This is a genomic window from Thalassococcus sp. BH17M4-6, from assembly GCF_049323015.1.
GTDB lineage: Bacteria > Pseudomonadota > Alphaproteobacteria > Rhodobacterales > Rhodobacteraceae > Puniceibacterium.
The window spans coordinates 35,458-49,766 of the sequence record NZ_JBMPGU010000017.1 but is presented as its reverse complement, the minus strand read 5'-3'; the positions used below and the strand labels follow the sequence as shown (position 1 = coordinate 49,766).

Annotated in this window: 16 protein-coding genes and 1 tRNA gene; 13 read left to right on the top strand and 4 right to left on the bottom strand. The window is 67.0% G+C overall.

What is annotated here, in order from left to right; genetic code table 11:
- Positions 1–88 precede the first annotated feature (88 nt).
- Together ACOXXX_RS19080 and ACOXXX_RS19075 are read left to right on the top strand one after the other, a co-directional pair.
- Positions 89–1,069, top strand: a complete 981-nt coding sequence (locus ACOXXX_RS19080; protein WP_422828211.1) for an Ldh family oxidoreductase — start codon at positions 89–91, stop codon at positions 1,067–1,069.
- A 75-nt stretch (positions 1,070–1,144) separates the two neighbouring features.
- Positions 1,145–1,789 carry a DUF3047 domain-containing protein gene (locus ACOXXX_RS19075; protein ID WP_422828210.1) on the top strand — a complete coding sequence of 215 codons (645 nt, stop codon included), beginning with the start codon at positions 1,145–1,147 and terminating at the stop codon, positions 1,787–1,789.
- Between the two features lie 16 nt (positions 1,790–1,805).
- Here ACOXXX_RS19075 and ACOXXX_RS19070 read toward each other — a convergent pair whose 3' ends face one another.
- Positions 1,806–2,240: a DMT family transporter gene (locus ACOXXX_RS19070; RefSeq protein WP_422828209.1), complete on the bottom strand. Its 435-nt coding sequence runs from the start codon at positions 2,238–2,240 to the stop codon at positions 1,806–1,808.
- Positions 2,241–2,393: 153 nt separating this feature from the next.
- On the opposite strand from ACOXXX_RS19070, the gene ACOXXX_RS19065 reads away from it, so the two are divergent.
- Positions 2,394–2,819 (top strand): c-type cytochrome, encoded by a 426-nt coding sequence (locus ACOXXX_RS19065; protein WP_422828208.1) that lies wholly within the window; start codon positions 2,394–2,396, stop codon positions 2,817–2,819.
- Between the two features lie 18 nt (positions 2,820–2,837).
- On the opposite strand, the gene ACOXXX_RS19060 is transcribed toward ACOXXX_RS19065, so the two are convergent.
- Complete coding sequence (locus ACOXXX_RS19060; protein WP_422828207.1) at positions 2,838–3,425, bottom strand: TetR/AcrR family transcriptional regulator; 588 nt, start codon at positions 3,423–3,425, stop codon at positions 2,838–2,840.
- 98 nt (positions 3,426–3,523) lie between these two features.
- Between ACOXXX_RS19060 and ACOXXX_RS19055 the strand changes: the two genes are divergently transcribed.
- From ACOXXX_RS19055 to ACOXXX_RS19030, 6 genes are all read left to right on the top strand, one after another.
- Positions 3,524–3,808: a hypothetical protein gene (locus tag ACOXXX_RS19055; protein WP_422828206.1), complete on the top strand. Its 285-nt coding sequence runs from the start codon at positions 3,524–3,526 to the stop codon at positions 3,806–3,808.
- A 69-nt stretch (positions 3,809–3,877) separates the two neighbouring features.
- Positions 3,878–5,164, top strand: coding sequence for a homoserine dehydrogenase (locus tag ACOXXX_RS19050; protein ID WP_422828205.1), 1,287 nt, complete (start codon positions 3,878–3,880; stop codon positions 5,162–5,164).
- Positions 5,165–5,266: 102 nt separating this feature from the next.
- Positions 5,267–6,238 (top strand): class II fructose-bisphosphatase, encoded by a 972-nt coding sequence (glpX, locus tag ACOXXX_RS19045; protein ID WP_422828204.1) that lies wholly within the window; start codon positions 5,267–5,269, stop codon positions 6,236–6,238.
- A gap of 77 nt (positions 6,239–6,315) precedes the next feature.
- Complete coding sequence (gene recJ, locus ACOXXX_RS19040) at positions 6,316–8,064, top strand: single-stranded-DNA-specific exonuclease RecJ (RefSeq protein ID WP_422828203.1); 1,749 nt, start codon at positions 6,316–6,318, stop codon at positions 8,062–8,064.
- Positions 8,065–8,225: 161 nt separating this feature from the next.
- Positions 8,226–8,300 (top strand) — tRNA-Glu (locus tag ACOXXX_RS19035).
- Positions 8,301–8,639: 339 nt separating this feature from the next.
- Positions 8,640–9,404 (top strand): DNA-binding transcriptional regulator, encoded by a 765-nt coding sequence (locus ACOXXX_RS19030; protein ID WP_422828202.1) that lies wholly within the window; start codon positions 8,640–8,642, stop codon positions 9,402–9,404.
- Here ACOXXX_RS19030 and ACOXXX_RS19025 read toward each other — a convergent pair.
- Positions 9,395–9,997: an NAD(P)H-dependent oxidoreductase gene (locus ACOXXX_RS19025; RefSeq protein ID WP_422828201.1), complete on the bottom strand. Its 603-nt coding sequence runs from the start codon at positions 9,995–9,997 to the stop codon at positions 9,395–9,397. The two genes, ACOXXX_RS19030 and ACOXXX_RS19025, sit on opposite strands and share 10 nt — an antisense overlap.
- Positions 9,998–10,153: 156 nt before the next feature.
- Between ACOXXX_RS19025 and ACOXXX_RS19020 the strand changes: the two genes are divergently transcribed.
- The gene (locus ACOXXX_RS19020; RefSeq protein ID WP_422828200.1) at positions 10,154–11,062 is read left to right on the top strand and encodes a hypothetical protein; all 909 of its coding nucleotides are present in this window, start codon (positions 10,154–10,156) and stop codon (positions 11,060–11,062) included.
- A gap of 2 nt (positions 11,063–11,064) precedes the next feature.
- Here the strand turns inward: ACOXXX_RS19020 and ACOXXX_RS19015 are convergent, their stop codons facing one another.
- On the bottom strand, positions 11,065–11,808 hold the full coding sequence (locus ACOXXX_RS19015) for a TetR/AcrR family transcriptional regulator (RefSeq protein ID WP_422828199.1): 744 nt from the start codon (positions 11,806–11,808) through the stop codon (positions 11,065–11,067).
- Between the two features lie 446 nt (positions 11,809–12,254).
- Here ACOXXX_RS19015 and ACOXXX_RS19010 point away from each other — a divergent pair, with 446 nt between their 5' ends.
- Genes ACOXXX_RS19010 through ACOXXX_RS19000 form a run of 3 tightly spaced genes read left to right on the top strand, consistent with a single transcriptional unit; the run spans position 12,255 to position 14,307 of the window.
- Positions 12,255–13,169 (top strand): VOC family protein, encoded by a 915-nt coding sequence (locus ACOXXX_RS19010; RefSeq protein ID WP_422828198.1) that lies wholly within the window; start codon positions 12,255–12,257, stop codon positions 13,167–13,169.
- Positions 13,166–13,636, top strand: a complete 471-nt coding sequence (locus tag ACOXXX_RS19005; RefSeq protein WP_422828197.1) for a nuclear transport factor 2 family protein — start codon at positions 13,166–13,168, stop codon at positions 13,634–13,636. Before ACOXXX_RS19010 ends, ACOXXX_RS19005 begins: the two co-directional genes overlap by 4 nt.
- A complete protein-coding gene (locus ACOXXX_RS19000; RefSeq protein WP_422828196.1) occupies positions 13,633–14,307 on the top strand; it encodes an alpha/beta fold hydrolase in 675 nt (224 codons plus the stop codon). Before ACOXXX_RS19005 ends, ACOXXX_RS19000 begins: the two co-directional genes overlap by 4 nt.
- Positions 14,308–14,309 lie beyond the last annotated feature (2 nt).

Genomic DNA, 14,309 nt, shown 5'->3' with positions numbered 1-14,309 from the left:
GGGGCATCTGCGGGCGCTCTGACGGGCCGGCTTCCGCAGAGCTTTTCGCCGTGCAAGACTGTCGGTGACCGATGACTAAGGACCGGACATGCCGCAGATACCCGTCACCCGAATAGAAGAGCTTTCGGCGAAAGCCCTGCAAGCCCATGGGGCGGCGCCCTGGATTGCGCAGGAAATGGCACGGGCCATCGGCTGGGCCGAGGCGCGGGCGAACCGGATCTGCGGGCTTTATTACCTGGAAAGCTATTGCCAGCAGCTTGTGACCGGGCGTGTCAGCGGCCGCGCGGAACCTAAGATCACCCGACCGCGCCCGGCGGTGCTGAACGTGCATGCGGGCGACGGCTTTGCCCAGCCCGCCTTTGCCCGCGCGCTACCGCAGGCGGCAGAGGTGGCGCGGGAAACCGGCGTCGCGACGGTGGCGATCCACCACGCCCATACCTGCACGGCGCTGGGGTATTTCACCGAACAGATCGCGCGCGCTGGGCTGATCGGGCTGGGGCTGACCAATGCCTCGCCCATCGTCGCACCCCCCGGTGGGCAAAGCCGGGTGATCGGCACCAACCCGGTTTCCTTCGCGGCGCCGGACGGGCAGGGCGGCATCGGCATGCTCTTCGATCAGTCCACCACCACCGTGGCGCTGGGGCACATCACCATGGCCAAGGCGGCGGGCCGCGCCATTCCGGAAGGCTGGGCGCTGGATGCCGATGGTCGGCCCACGACCGACCCTGACGTGGCGCTCAAGGGCACGCTGACCAGCGCGGGCGGCTACAAGGGCTGGGGCTTTGGGCTGATGGCGGAACTGCTGGTTTCGGGGCTCTGCGGATCGCTGCCCAGCACCGAGGTCAAGCCGCTCAAGGCGCCCGAGGGCGCGCCGCACCGGCTGGGCCAGTATTTCATCCTGATCGATCCGCGCGTGTCGGACAGCTATGCCAGCCGCCTGACCGCCCTGGCCGAGGCCGTGGCGCAGGACGAAGGCACCCGGATGCCGGGGCGCGGCAAGACCCCGCTGACCGAGGTCGAGGTGCCCGATCCGCTGTGGCAGCAGTTGCAGGACCTGGCCGCGCGGTAACGGCGGCTCACGCGATTGTCGCTTGTCTTCAAGGGGTGTTGCGCCACCGTTAGGCGCAAAGACATGAGGTGAGACATGACACGTTTGACGATGGCCCTTCTGGGTGCGCTGGCGCTTGGCACGCCTGCCATCGGCGCGCAGATCGCGTTTGACGACAGCTGGAAAGAGCAGCGGTTTTCGCTCTTTTCCTCGAACGACTACAGCTTTGACGGCGCGACGCTGATGATGGAATCCGACGGCACCGTGTCGCTGGCCTACAGCCCGCTGCCGGAATCGCTCTGGTCCGCGACCAGTGCCAGTTGGTCGTGGCAGGTGGATCAGTCGGTACCCGCGACCGACCTGCGCAAAAAGGGCGGGGATGACCGCAATCTGGCGATGTATTTCGTCTTTCTGCCCGCCGAGCAGGCCCGCGAGCTGAAAGACGAATCGGTGCGCAAGCTGCTGACCAACGACGCGGCGCGGGTGCTGGTCTATGTTTGGGGCGGCGATCACCAGCGCGGCGATGTGCTGGACAGCCCGTATCTGGGCGATCGCGGCAAGACCATCGTGCTGCGCCCCTCGGGCACCGGATCCGAAAGCGAAGAGGTCGATCTGGGCACGGATTTCGCCAAGGCCTTCGGCGGCACCCCCGGGGCGCTGGTCGGCGTGGCGGTATCGGGCGACAGCGACGATACCGAAACAGCGATCCGCGCGTCGGTCAGCGATCTGATGGTGAACTGAGCCGGGGCCGCAAGCGTCACACCTTTTGCGTGACCCAGACGCCTGCGGCCATCAGCGCGATGCCGGTGGCCCGCGACAGCGACAGCGGGCTGATGCGCGCGCCGAAAAGACCGTAGTGGTCGATGATGGCGGCGGAAATCAACTGCCCCAGCAGCACGAAGAACACGGCGTTGCCGACCCCGAACCGGGGCGCGATCATGGTGATTGAGATCACGTAGAAGGCCACCAAAAGCCCGCCGAGGAACAGGTGCCGCGGCGCCCCCGCTGCCCGCGCGATGGACTGCGGCCCGGCCACGAGCAACGCTAGGCACGAGGCCGCCAGCGCCACGCAAAAAAGGATCGTCGCCGCCGCGATGGGCGACCCCATGCGGGTGCCCAGGGCGGCGTTCAGCGCGGCGAGGATAGGGATGCCGATTCCGGCAAGAAGCATCGTGAAGGCATAAAGCGGCATTCTGGCACTTTCGTTTTGCGGGCACTCTGGCCCCCGGCCTGACCCAGATCAAGGTCAAAGCGTGCGCGGATCGGGCTGACTGGTCATGCGGGGCTTGCAACCGCGACGCCGTCGCGCGACACAAGGTCCACCCGGTTACGAAAGGCATCTCTCATGCGCGCACGCCCCTTCACGCTTTCCTTCCTCGCGGCGCTGACGCTCGCGGCTTGCGAGCCCACCGGCGACACCGCCATGCCCGGCGCGTCGGAAGGCCAGCGTCTGTTCATGGAAAACTGCGCGGTGTGCCACGGTGCGGATGGCAAGGGCAACGGCCCGATGGCGCGGGCGATGACCAAGGCGCCTGCGAACCTGACGCTGATCGCGGTGCGCAACGGCGACACCTTCCCGCGTGCGCGGGTGCTGTCGACCATCGACGGCTATGCCCGGTCGGCTGTCGAAGGGCCGAACATGCCCGAGTTCGGCGAGCTGCTGCGCGGCGATCTGATTCCGCTCGACACCGGCGACGGGGTGGAAACGCCGACCCCGCGCAAGCTTGTGGCGCTGCTGGAATACCTCGAATCGATCCAGGCGACCCGATAGGATCGATGGGGCCCGACCCTAGGCCGCGACCGCCTTGCGCGTCATGTCCCAGTAGATCTCCGCAACCTGATCCTGCGACAGCCGCCCACCGGTGCGGTACCAGGTGTTGACGCCGGTCAGCATCGCGATCAGCCCCAGTGTGGCGATCTTGGTGTCGGGCACCGCGAACACGCCCGCCGCGTGGCCGTCCTTGAGGATATCCTCGAGCGCGGTTTCGTACTGACGGCGCAGATCCTCGATCGCCTTGAAATGCGCGGGCGTCAGGTTGCGCAGCTCCATGTACGAGATGAAGACCGCCTCGGGCCGCTCAAGGTGAAATCGGATGTGAAACCGCGTGAAGGCCTCGAGCCGGGCCATCGGTGTGCCGGTGGGCGGCATCGCGGCGCGGGCGGCCAGCAGATCGTCCATATGGCCCTTGAGCAGGGAAAAAAGCAGCGCCTGCTTATCGGCGGTGTAATTGTAAAGCGCGCCGACCTGAACGCCGACCTCGGCCGCGATCTGGCGCATCGACACCGCCGCATAGCCGTGCCGCGCGAATAGGGTCAGAGCGGCGGCGCGCACCTTCGGTCCGGTGATGTCGGAATGCGATCCTGCGGTGCGTGCCATGGGCCCAGAGTGAATTGAACGCCTGTTCAGATCAACCCTGATGCTTGCCCCGACGCCCCGACTGCGGCATGAGAGAGACAGCAACCCTGTGAGCCCCGATGCGCCGTCTTTTGCCTGCCCTGCTGTTCGTGCTTGTCGCCTGTGCGCAGTTCCCCGAACTCGACGCGACCGCAACGCCGGGCGTGGCGGAGGCCGAGTATCCCCGGCTGGTCCCGTTGGAGCGGCTGCTGGAAGCGCCCGCGCCGCGCGCGACCGAGATCGTGCGCGAGAACGTCAAGGGCCGGGCGGCGGCGCTCAAGGCGCGGGCGGCGCGGCTGCGTGCCCCGGTGGTCGATGCGGCGACCCGGGCGCGGATGCGGCGCGGCGTGCGCGGGGCGGGCTGAGACGGCGTTGCACGTTCTCGCCGAACCGGCTACGAACCGCGCGAAGTGACCCCTATCAGGAGACCGGCCATGTCTGACCCTTTGCGCCTTGGAATCGCGGGCCTGGGCACCGTTGGCGCAGGCGTCGTCAAGATCGTCCGCCAGAAGGCCGCGCTGCTGAGCGAACGCACCGGCCGCGAGGTCACGATCTCGGCCGTGTCGGCACGCCACCGCGATGCCGACCGCGGCGTGCCGCTGACCGACTACGCCTGGGAGGATGATCCGGTGCAACTGGCGGTCCGCGACGACGTGGATGTCTTTGTCGAGCTCATGGGCGGCAGCGACGGCCCCGCCAAGGCCGCGACCGAGGCGGCGCTCAAGGCGGGCAAGGACGTGGTTACCGCCAACAAGGCGATGCTGGCCCATCATGGCCAGGCGCTGGCGCAACTGGCCGAGGATCAGGGCTGCGTCCTGCGGTTCGAAGCGGCGGTGGCGGGCGGCATTCCGATCATCAAGGCGCTGACCGAAGGGCTTGCCGGCAACGACATCACCCGGGTCATGGGCGTGATGAACGGCACCTGCAACTACATCCTGACGCGGATGGAAAACGGTGGCCTGACCTACGACGAGGCTTTTGCCGAAGCCGACGGGCTGGGATATCTCGAGGCCGATCCCGAGCTGGACGTGGGCGGCATCGACGCGGGCCACAAGCTGGCGCTGCTGGCCGCCATCGCCTATGGCACCCAGGTCGCCTTTGACGCGGTCGAGCTTGAGGGCATCGGGCGCATCAGCATCGAGGATATCCGCCAGGCCGCCGACATGGGCTACAAGATCAAGCTGCTGGGCGTGTCCCGCATGACCGGGCGCGGGTTGGAACAGCGCATGGCACCCTGCCTCGTGCCTGCCACATCGCCGCTGGGCCAGCTCGAGGGCGGCACCAACATGGTGGTGATCGAAGGCGACCAGGTTGGCCAGATCGTGATGCGCGGCGCGGGGGCGGGCGAAGGCCCGACCGCCAGCGCTGTGATGGGCGACGTGATGGACATCGCCCGCGGCACCCGGCTGTCGACCTTCGGCCAGCCCGCCAGTTCCCTGCGCGCCGCCACCCCATCGAAATCGGCGACACCGGCACCCTATTACCTGCGCATGTCGCTGGTCGACAAACCCGGCGCGCTGGCCAAGATCGCTACGGTGCTGGGCAACGCCGGAATCTCGATCGACCGCATGCGCCAGTACGGCCATACCGCCGATGCCGCGCCGGTGCTGATCGTCACGCACAAGGCCACCCGCAGCACCCTGAACGAGGCGCTGGAGGCGATGGCGCAGACCGGTGTGCTGGCAAGCGATCCGGTGGTGCTGCGCATCGAGCAGGTCTGAGCGCTGCGGCAATTGCCGCGCGCTGTTACCGCCATCAGCCTTGTGAAAGGCCGCGACGCTACGCTAGAGCAGTGCCAACAACCAATTTGAGGAAGACCGGATATGCCCAGCAAAGATTTCAACGACCGGATGTTGTCCCTGGGCCTGGCCCGGGTGTCCGAGGCCGCGGCCATCGCTTCGGCCAAGCTGATCGGGCGCGGCGATGAAAAGGCCGCCGACCAGGCCGCCGTCAATGCCATGCGCGAACAGCTCAACAAGCTCGACATCCAGGGCGTCGTTGTCATCGGCGAGGGCGAGCGGGACGAAGCCCCGATGCTGTATATCGGCGAGGAGGTCGGCACCGGCAACGGCCCCGGAGTGGACATCGCGCTCGACCCGCTCGAAGGGACGACGCTGACCGCCAAGGACATGCCGAACGCGCTCACCGTGATTTCCATGGGTCCGCGCGGGTCGATGCTGCACGCGCCCGATGTATACATGGACAAGCTGGCGATCGGTCCGGGCTACGCCGAAGGCGTGGTGACGCTGGACATGTCGCCCGCCGAACGCGTGAAGGCGCTGGCATCGGCCAAGGGCTGCGGGCCCGACGACATCACCGTCTGCATCCTCGAACGCCCACGGCACGAGGACATGATCGCCGAGGTGCGGTCGACCGGCGCGTCGATCCGCCTGATCACCGATGGCGACGTCGCGGGTGTCATGCACTGCGCCGAAACCGGCATCACCGGCATCGACATGTACATGGGATCGGGCGGCGCGCCCGAGGGCGTGCTGGCGGCATCGGCGCTGAAATGCATGGGTGGTCAGATGTATGGCCGGTTGCTGTTCCGCAACGACGACGAACGGGGCCGCGCCGAAAAGGCCGGGATCACCGATCTGGACCGGATCTATGCCCGCGACGACATGGTGACCGACCACGTGATCTTTGCCGCGACCGGCGTCACATCGGGCTCTTTGCTGCCGGGAATCAAGCGCGAGGTCGGGTACCTTACGACCGAAACGATCCTGATGCGGTCCAAGACCGGATCGGTGCGGCGCATGATCTATCGCAACCCGACCAAGGCGATGGCCTGAGCCACGCGCCACGCCGCTGCCGACAGGCATTCAGGGCAGGATGAAGGGGGAGCGTCGCGCTCCTGCACGGGGACGGATTGAGCTTTCTGGGCGTTGAACAGTCGTTGACCGGTCGGCGCTGGGTCGGTCCCGCACCCGAGGTCACGCGCGCCGCAGAGGCGATGGCCCAGCAGACCGGCCTTGCGTCGGCGCTGTGTCAGACGCTCGCCCGGCTGGGCGTGGCGGCAGATGCGGCAGAGGCCTATCTGCAACCAACCCTGAGGGACCTTTTGCCCGATCCGCGCAGCCTGCGGGATACGGACGTCGCGGCGGCGCGGCTGATCGCGGCGGTCACGCGCCGCGAGAAGGTGGCGATCTTTGCCGATTATGACGTGGATGGCGGCAGTTCCGCGGCGCTCTTGCTGGACTGGCTGCGCCAGCAGGGCCGCGACGCCACGCTTTATGTGCCCGACCGCATCGACGAAGGCTATGGCCCCAACGACGCTGCGATGGCCGATCTGGCGGCGCGGCACGACCTTATCGTCTGTGTCGATTGCGGCACGCTTTCGCATGGTCCGGTGGCGGCGGCCAAGGGCGCGGATGTGATCATCCTCGACCATCACCTGGGCGGGGAGGATCTGCCGCAGGCGCTCGCCGTGGTGAACCCGAACCGGCAGGACGAAACCGGCGATCTCGCGCATCTTTGCGCCGCGGCCGTGGTCTTTCTCACGCTGGTCGAGGCCGGGCGCCAGATGCGCGAGGCGGGCACCAAAGGGCCCGACCTGATGGGCCTGCTGGATCTGGTGGCGCTGGCGACCGTGGCGGATGTGGCGCCGTTGCGAGGGGTCAACCGGGCGCTGGTACGCCAGGGGCTGCGGGTGATGGCGCAACGGGTGCGGCCGGGGCTGGTGGCGCTGTCTGACATCGCCCGACTCGACACCGCACCCAGCGCCTATCATCTGGGCTTTGTCATGGGGCCGCGGGTCAACGCCGGCGGCCGCATCGGGCAGGCGGACCTTGGCGCGCGGCTCTTGTCCTGCACCAACCCGACCGAGGCGCAGGCCATGGCCGAACGGCTCGACCAGCTCAACACCGAACGGCGCGAGATCGAGGCGGCGGTGCGTGCCGCAGCGCTCGAGCAGGCCGAAGCGCGGGGTCTGGATGCGCCGCTGGTCTGGGCGGCGGGCGAAGGCTGGCATCCCGGCGTCGTCGGCATCGTGGCCGCGCGGCTCAAGGAACAGGCCAACCGCCCAGCCATCGTGATCGGCCTGGACGGGGACGAGGGCAAGGGGTCGGGCCGGTCTGTCAACGGCGTCGATCTGGGCGCCGCGATCCAGCGGCTGGCCGCCGAGGGGCTGCTGATCAAGGGCGGCGGGCACAAGATGGCCGCAGGCCTCACGGTGGCGCGCGACCGGCTGGAACTGGCCATGACGCGGCTGTCCGAACTGCTGGCGCGGCAGGGCGCGGGGCAGGGCGGCCCTGCGGATCTGCGTCTGGACGGGATGCTGATGCCCGGCGCCGCGACCACCGAGCTGATCGAGCAGGTCGAGGCCGCGGGCCCCTTCGGCGCAGGCGCGCCCGGGCCGCGCTTTGTCTTTCCGGACATGCAGATCGGCTTTGCCAAACAGGTGGGCAGCAGCCACCTCAAGATCGGTTTCGGCGACGGGCTGGGCGCGCGCATCGACGCGATTGCCTTCGGCGCCTTCGACGGTCCGATGGGCCCTGCGCTGGCCGGACATGGCGGCAAACGATTCCATCTGGCCGGTCGGCTCGAGATCAACGAATGGGGCGGGCGCCGGTCGGTGCAACTGCGCCTCGAAGACGCGGCCCCCAGCACGGAACACTAGCCAGGTCCTGGTCTCATCTCGTTGATTTTCCGTCGAAAATTCACCCGGTGCTGGGACGGCACGATCCCGGCGCACACAATCGCCGCACCGGCCAAAAATAGCGAAATTTCCGCTTGCGCGCGCGCCCGCCTTTCCCTAGAACACGCCTCACGCCAAGGTATGGCCCGTTCGTCTATCGGTTAGGACGCCAGGTTTTCAACCTGGAAAGAGGGGTTCGATTCCCCTACGGGCTGCCACCTTCCACCGACAAGATATTGGTTTCACGCCGTAAATTTGGTGTTTTGATATCTTTCGCACCCCTCTTCCCGCCACGCCGCACCAGTCTTAATGCGCGGCAGGCTTGGCGCGAGGCGCAGCACAGGCGCTGATCAAGCCGCACCGCACACAACTGCTGAAATTCAATCGGCTTGAGAAGCCTGGTGTCAGGCTGGGGACGCTTGCGAAGAATGGGGTCGGGGCGTCGCCCGTTTTGCATCGGTGCACGACGTTTTTGACGATGCGTCCGACCGTGCCTCTCGGTGTCTTTCGGGCCAAGACACTTCCTGCCCTGATAGCGTTCCTGTACGACTCCCGTCATGGAGCCCGCGCAGCAAAAAACGGTCCGCTCGGTCGAGCGCACCTTGCAGATCCTCGAATTCATGAACCGTGCCCCGGTGGTGCGCGTGCAGCAGCTCGCGCAGGAGACGGGTCTGCCCGCGCCGACGGTCGTGCGCCTGCTTGAGACGCTCATGAGCGCGGGATACGTGCGCAAGATCGGGCGGCAGGCCGGGTATTGCGTAACCGAGAAGGTCGCGGCGCTGGGGGCCGGGCATCACGGCTTGCCCCAGGTTTTCGATGTGGCGCGAGAGACGGCGGAAGCGCTGACCCGCCGCACGCTTTGGCCGACGGCGCTGGCGACGCTGGACGTGGATGCACTGGTGATCCGCTTCAGCACCATTCCCATGAGCCCGCTGTCGCACTACCAGTCGACGATCAATCGCCGGATGACGCTGCTGGATTATGCGCACGGACGCGCCTACCTGGGATTCTGTCCCAAGGAGGAACGCGTGCATCTCGTAGCCTTGCTTCAGCAATCGGCAACAAGCCCGGCGGAGGCGGAGGCCATAGCGCAGCGCGCGGATGCGGTCGTGGCGCTCACCCGAGCCAGCGGCTTTGGCGAGCGGACGGGCAACATCCAACCCGAGACACATTCCATTGCCGTGCCGCTGCGGCTGGGGGCCAAGCTGGTCGGCACACTGGGGATCACCTATTTCGCGCGCGCCAATGTCGACGTGGCGGCGCTGAAGACCGAATTGCGCGCCGCCGCAGAGGCCTGCGAAAGGGGCGCGCCTTACGTGTGAGCGTCCGCATCCTCGGGGTAGACGGTGCGCGCCCGGTCGTCATCCTTGCCGGACGCGATAATGCGCGGTTCGGCGTGGCTGAGATGGTGGAGATAGGCCTGCGCGGAGGCCGCAAGCGCCGCGTCATCGCATTCGCGCGCGCCGGTGAGGGTAAAGGGCGGCAAATAGTGCATGCCGGTGTGGACGGCCACCAGTTCGAAAGGCACGGTGACCTCGTCGAGCGTGCGGCCGTACCGTCCGTCTGGCTGGTAGTCGCGGCCGTTCGATCCGGTAGAGACCGCGATGCCCAGCGTCTTGAGCCGCAGCGCCCGCCCGCCGGGGCCGTAGGCCCAGCCGCGCTTCATGATCTCGGTCTGCCAGACCGACAGCAGCGGCGGGCAGGAATACCACGTCAGGGGAAATTGCAGCACGATTCGGGCGTGATCGGTCATCAGCTGCCGCTCGGCCTCGGCGTCGATCTGTCCATCTGGGTAGCGCGCGTAGAGATCGTGCAGCGTGATGTCACCTGCGGCGCGGATGGCCTCGGCCCAGCGGCGGTTGATGCGGCTGCGGCCCATGTCGGGATGGGCAAGGATGACGAGCGTTCGGGTCATGGGGCTCTCCGTTTCTGCCTGTGGTGGCACCGCCTGCAAACGCGCTCAAGCCCGGGCCCGAACAATTCCGCACCGTGGAACAGGCGCGGGTTTCCCGTGCGCCGCTCGGTCCGTCATGCGAGGTGGAAGACCACATCAGACAACACGCAGGCCCCCATGTTCGATGACAGCGATCCGCGCAAGGCACTGACCTCCTTGGCTAAGGAGCGCCGCTTCTGCGTACCGTTCTGCGGCCCGGAAGTGGGCAACTTCAGCCAGGAGCCGCCGCAGCAGACCGGCGACGGCTGGCAGGCATGGATGATGCGCTGCACCAACCTCGTGGTGCGGCTGGTCCGCCTGGACGGCACCGCCACATTTGCCCGCACAGGGCAGATGGACGAATACATGGTGTTCTCGACCGACGCCGGTGTCCGCTTCGACATCGAGACAGCAGAGGGCGCGGTCACCGACCATCCGGGCAATCATCTGTTTGTCGTTCCACCGGGCGACAGCAGCGTGACGGTGCGTGGTACGGGGCAGGTAAGCTTCCTCTACACCACGCGCGCGGCCGACCTTGTGGCCCACTGCGCCAACCCGGAGATTCCGGTCAATCCGAACATTCCCCCGTTCCAACCCTGGCCCGATCCGGTGGGCGGCTTTCGCCTGCGCGCCTATGATCTCGACGTGCCCGAGCAGGATGGCCGCTTTGGCCGACTTTTCCGCTGTACGACGATGATGGTGAACGTGCTGCCGCGCTTTACTGCGCCGCGCGACGCCTCGAAGGTCTCGCCGCATTACCACGCCAGCTTCGAGCAGGTCAGCCTGACGCTGGAAGGGGATTTCGAGCATTTCCTGCGCTGGCCCTGGACCTCTGACATGGCGGACTGGCGGCCGGATATGCACATCCGTTGCGCCAGCCCTTCGCTGACGGTGCTGCCGCCACCCGCGATCCACACGACGCTTTGGACTTCTGAGGCGACGCAGATCGTCGACATCTTCTCGCCGCCGCGCATGGATTTCTCGACAAAGGACGGCTGGGTGCTGAACGCCGCCGATTATCCGCTGGCGCGGACCGAGATCGAGTGACCCTAGTCCGCGATGTCCCCCAGCGCGGGCATTGAGGCGATGACGATGGTGTCATGCGCGATCGGCGGCAGGGCGGGCAGGGGGCGGCGTGACAATTCGCGCGCCGCGTCTCGGGACATGCCAAAGGCCATCAGGATGTGTTCGGAGATCTGTTCCGGATAGTCGCGGGGCGTCGCGCCGCTGGTGATCGAGACCATGGCCGACGCGACCGCGCCCATGAGGATGTCGCGCCCGATCTCTGCCGTGGGGATCTGGAACAGCCCTTCCTCCACCCCGCGCCGGATCGTCACAAGCGAATTGTGCCAGACCATCTCGCCAAACGTATGTCCTGGTGCGCTGGAATGGATCATCGCCCAGCCCCAAGCGGGGTTCTTTTCCGCCGCGTGCAGGTAATAGCGGATGGCGACGGCGCTTTGTTCGGCGGCGTTCTCCAGCGCGCCGAACATGTGATGCACCGCGCGGTCGAATTCCCCGGTCATTTCTTCGAGCAGTTGATAGCGCAGCGCTTCGAGATCGTCGAAGTGGTTGTAGAAGGTGCCCCGCGCTACGCCTGCCGCCTTGCAGATGTCCTCGATTCGGACAATCCGCCCGTCCGCCCGCCCGTAGCAGGCGAAGGCGGCGGTGAGGATCGTGTTGCGCGATTTGGCCCGACGCGCGGCACCGATCTCTGCACGGCGACCATTCCGGGCGGTGCGGTAGCCCATGCGGACAATGACATCGTCGGCGTTCTCGGTGTTTTCAGACATGCGCGAAACAGGGCCTCTGACAATGAACTTCGGCTGGCAACGTGAGAGGTATGCCGCAGCCGCAGCGCCGGGGCCACCCCGAAGCCGCCGCTCTGCGCCAATTCCACGCTGCGAAATTATTAAAATGACTATTTGTTCAAATTACAATTTGTCGTAGGATTTGGACATGGCGGCTGGAGGGCTGCCGACAAAGAGGGCCCGGGAGAGCCCGCAGGGAGGACGACGACATGATCAGACGACACCGACCGGACTGAGCCATCCGGGGCGCGCGATGCCGCGCCATCACCCGATAATTCCATGACCGACTCCACAGCGCGCGAGACGCGCCCCATTGGGGCGCGACGGCTCCTGTCTGTCCGGTCTCCGGGCGCGCTCTGCGCCTGCCGCCACGCGGCCCCGAATTGGCGGCCGTCCCGAACACTTTTGCCTCAAGGAAGGATCACATCATGGGGATCAACCGTATCGACCACGCCGCCGTCAGGGTTGGCGATCTCGGAAAGGCACTTGCCTGGTACGAGGACGTACTGGGCCTGACCGTGCTGTCGCGCGACGCCGACACCGTCCACCTTGCCTGCCGTGGCACGGCCGCCGACATCACGCTGGTGAAGGGCACGCAATCGCTGGAGAATTTCACCTTTGGCGTCGACGATCAGGAAGATCTCGACCGGGTCGAGAGTGTCCTGAAAAAGGAAGGTGTGGCCGCCGAGCGCCTGAACGGCGACAGCCGTCCGGGCGAGGGCGCGACGCTGAAGTTCCACCTTCCCTCGGGCCACGAACTGCGGCTCTGCACCGGCGGGGCCGAGCGCCGCGCGGGCATCTCGGACTTCGACGCCAAGGGCTCGCATATCCCGACCGACATGGACCACATCAACCTGCTGGGCGAAGTCAACCCGGCGGTGATGCGCGACTTTCTGATGATGATCGGCTTCAAGTCGTCCCTGAACATTTCCGTGGGCGGGCAGCTGGCCGGCATCTGGCTGCGCGGCTCGGCCTATGACCATGACATCGCCTACATGCGCGCGGTGCGACCCTCGGACCGGCTGCATCACGTGGCCTTTGCGGTGGAGGACGGCAACCACTATTTCCGCCTGTCGGACCGGCTGTTGGAAACCGGCCACCGCTGGGAGTTCGGACCCGGGCGGCACAACGCGGGGCTGGGCAAATCCACCGGCTTTGGCACCAACAACTATGCCTATGCCTTCGACCCCTTCGGCAATCGCAACGAGTTCTCGTCGGGCATGGAGCAGTTCGCCGACGACGCGACGCCGCTCAACGTGGACATCGCACCCGAACAGCTTGCGGACGTGATGAACGGCTGGGGCTACGAGATGGCCGAGACCTTCATGACGGTGGGGTCGTGAGCCTTTCGCCGGAGATATTCCTGGAGGTGCAGGATCTTGTCCTGCGCTTCTGGGCGGTGGTCGACGAGGTGGACGACACGCCCGGGGCGGACCTGTTCACTGACGGCGGTGCGCTGGTGATCGAAAGCTTTCGCGCCGAGGGTAAGGCAGAGCTGTCCCGCTACTTCGCCGCCCGCCGCGTCCTGTCGGCCGAGCGCGCGCGCAGCACCCGGCATCTTTGCACCAACCTGCGGGCGCTGCCCGGCGAGGGCACGCGGCTGGCGGCGACGGTCACGGTGTTTTCCGGCACGGGCGCACGCCCCTTGCCTTTGCAGGCGCCATCGTCGCTGGCGGACTTCACCTTCGACTGCGTCGAGACGCCGGACGGCTGGCGGTTTCGCGAAGTGCGGGGAACGCTGGTCTTTGCCGGCGCCGACACGCCCGATCTGACGAAAGCCGCGCAGGCGGCCAGAGGGGTCCCGGCATGAAGCAGGTTGCACTTGTCCACGGCTGGGGCGGTTCCTACGCCGCCACGTGGCAGGCGGATGGCTGGGACGTGGCGTTACGCGACGCAGGGTTCGAGCCGGTCGGCATCGACATCGCGGGGCATGGTTCGCAGGGCGGTCCGCACGATCCGCAGGCCTATGCCGACCTTGCCAGCGAGCTCGCCGCGAAGCTGCCCGCCGGGCTGCACGGGGCAATCGGGTTTTCGCTGGGGACCAAGCTGCTGCTGGAACTGGAGGCACGCTTTCCCGGCGCGCAGGGCAGGCTGGTGCTGGGCGGGATCGGCGACAACATCTTTGCCCCGGAGGCCGCCGGCCCGGCCCTTGTCGCCGCGCTGCGCGGTGAGACGACTGACCATGCGCCGCAGGTCAAAGCCCTTCTGGCCTACGCTGGGAAAAGTGGCTCTGATCCGGCCTGTCTGGCGGCGGTGCTGGAGCGACCGGCCAACCCGGTCCTCACGGCGGAGCGGCTTGCCGCCGCAACGGCGCCGATCCTGATCTTCAACAGCCGCGCAGATGCCGTAGCCCAGCCCGACGCGCGCCTCGTCTCGGCCCTGCCGGCCGCCGCGCACCAGCTGATCGATGGCCCCGGCCATGTCGGCCTGACCGCCGACGACCGCTTTCGTGACGCGGCCATCGCATTCCTTTCGAACTGACA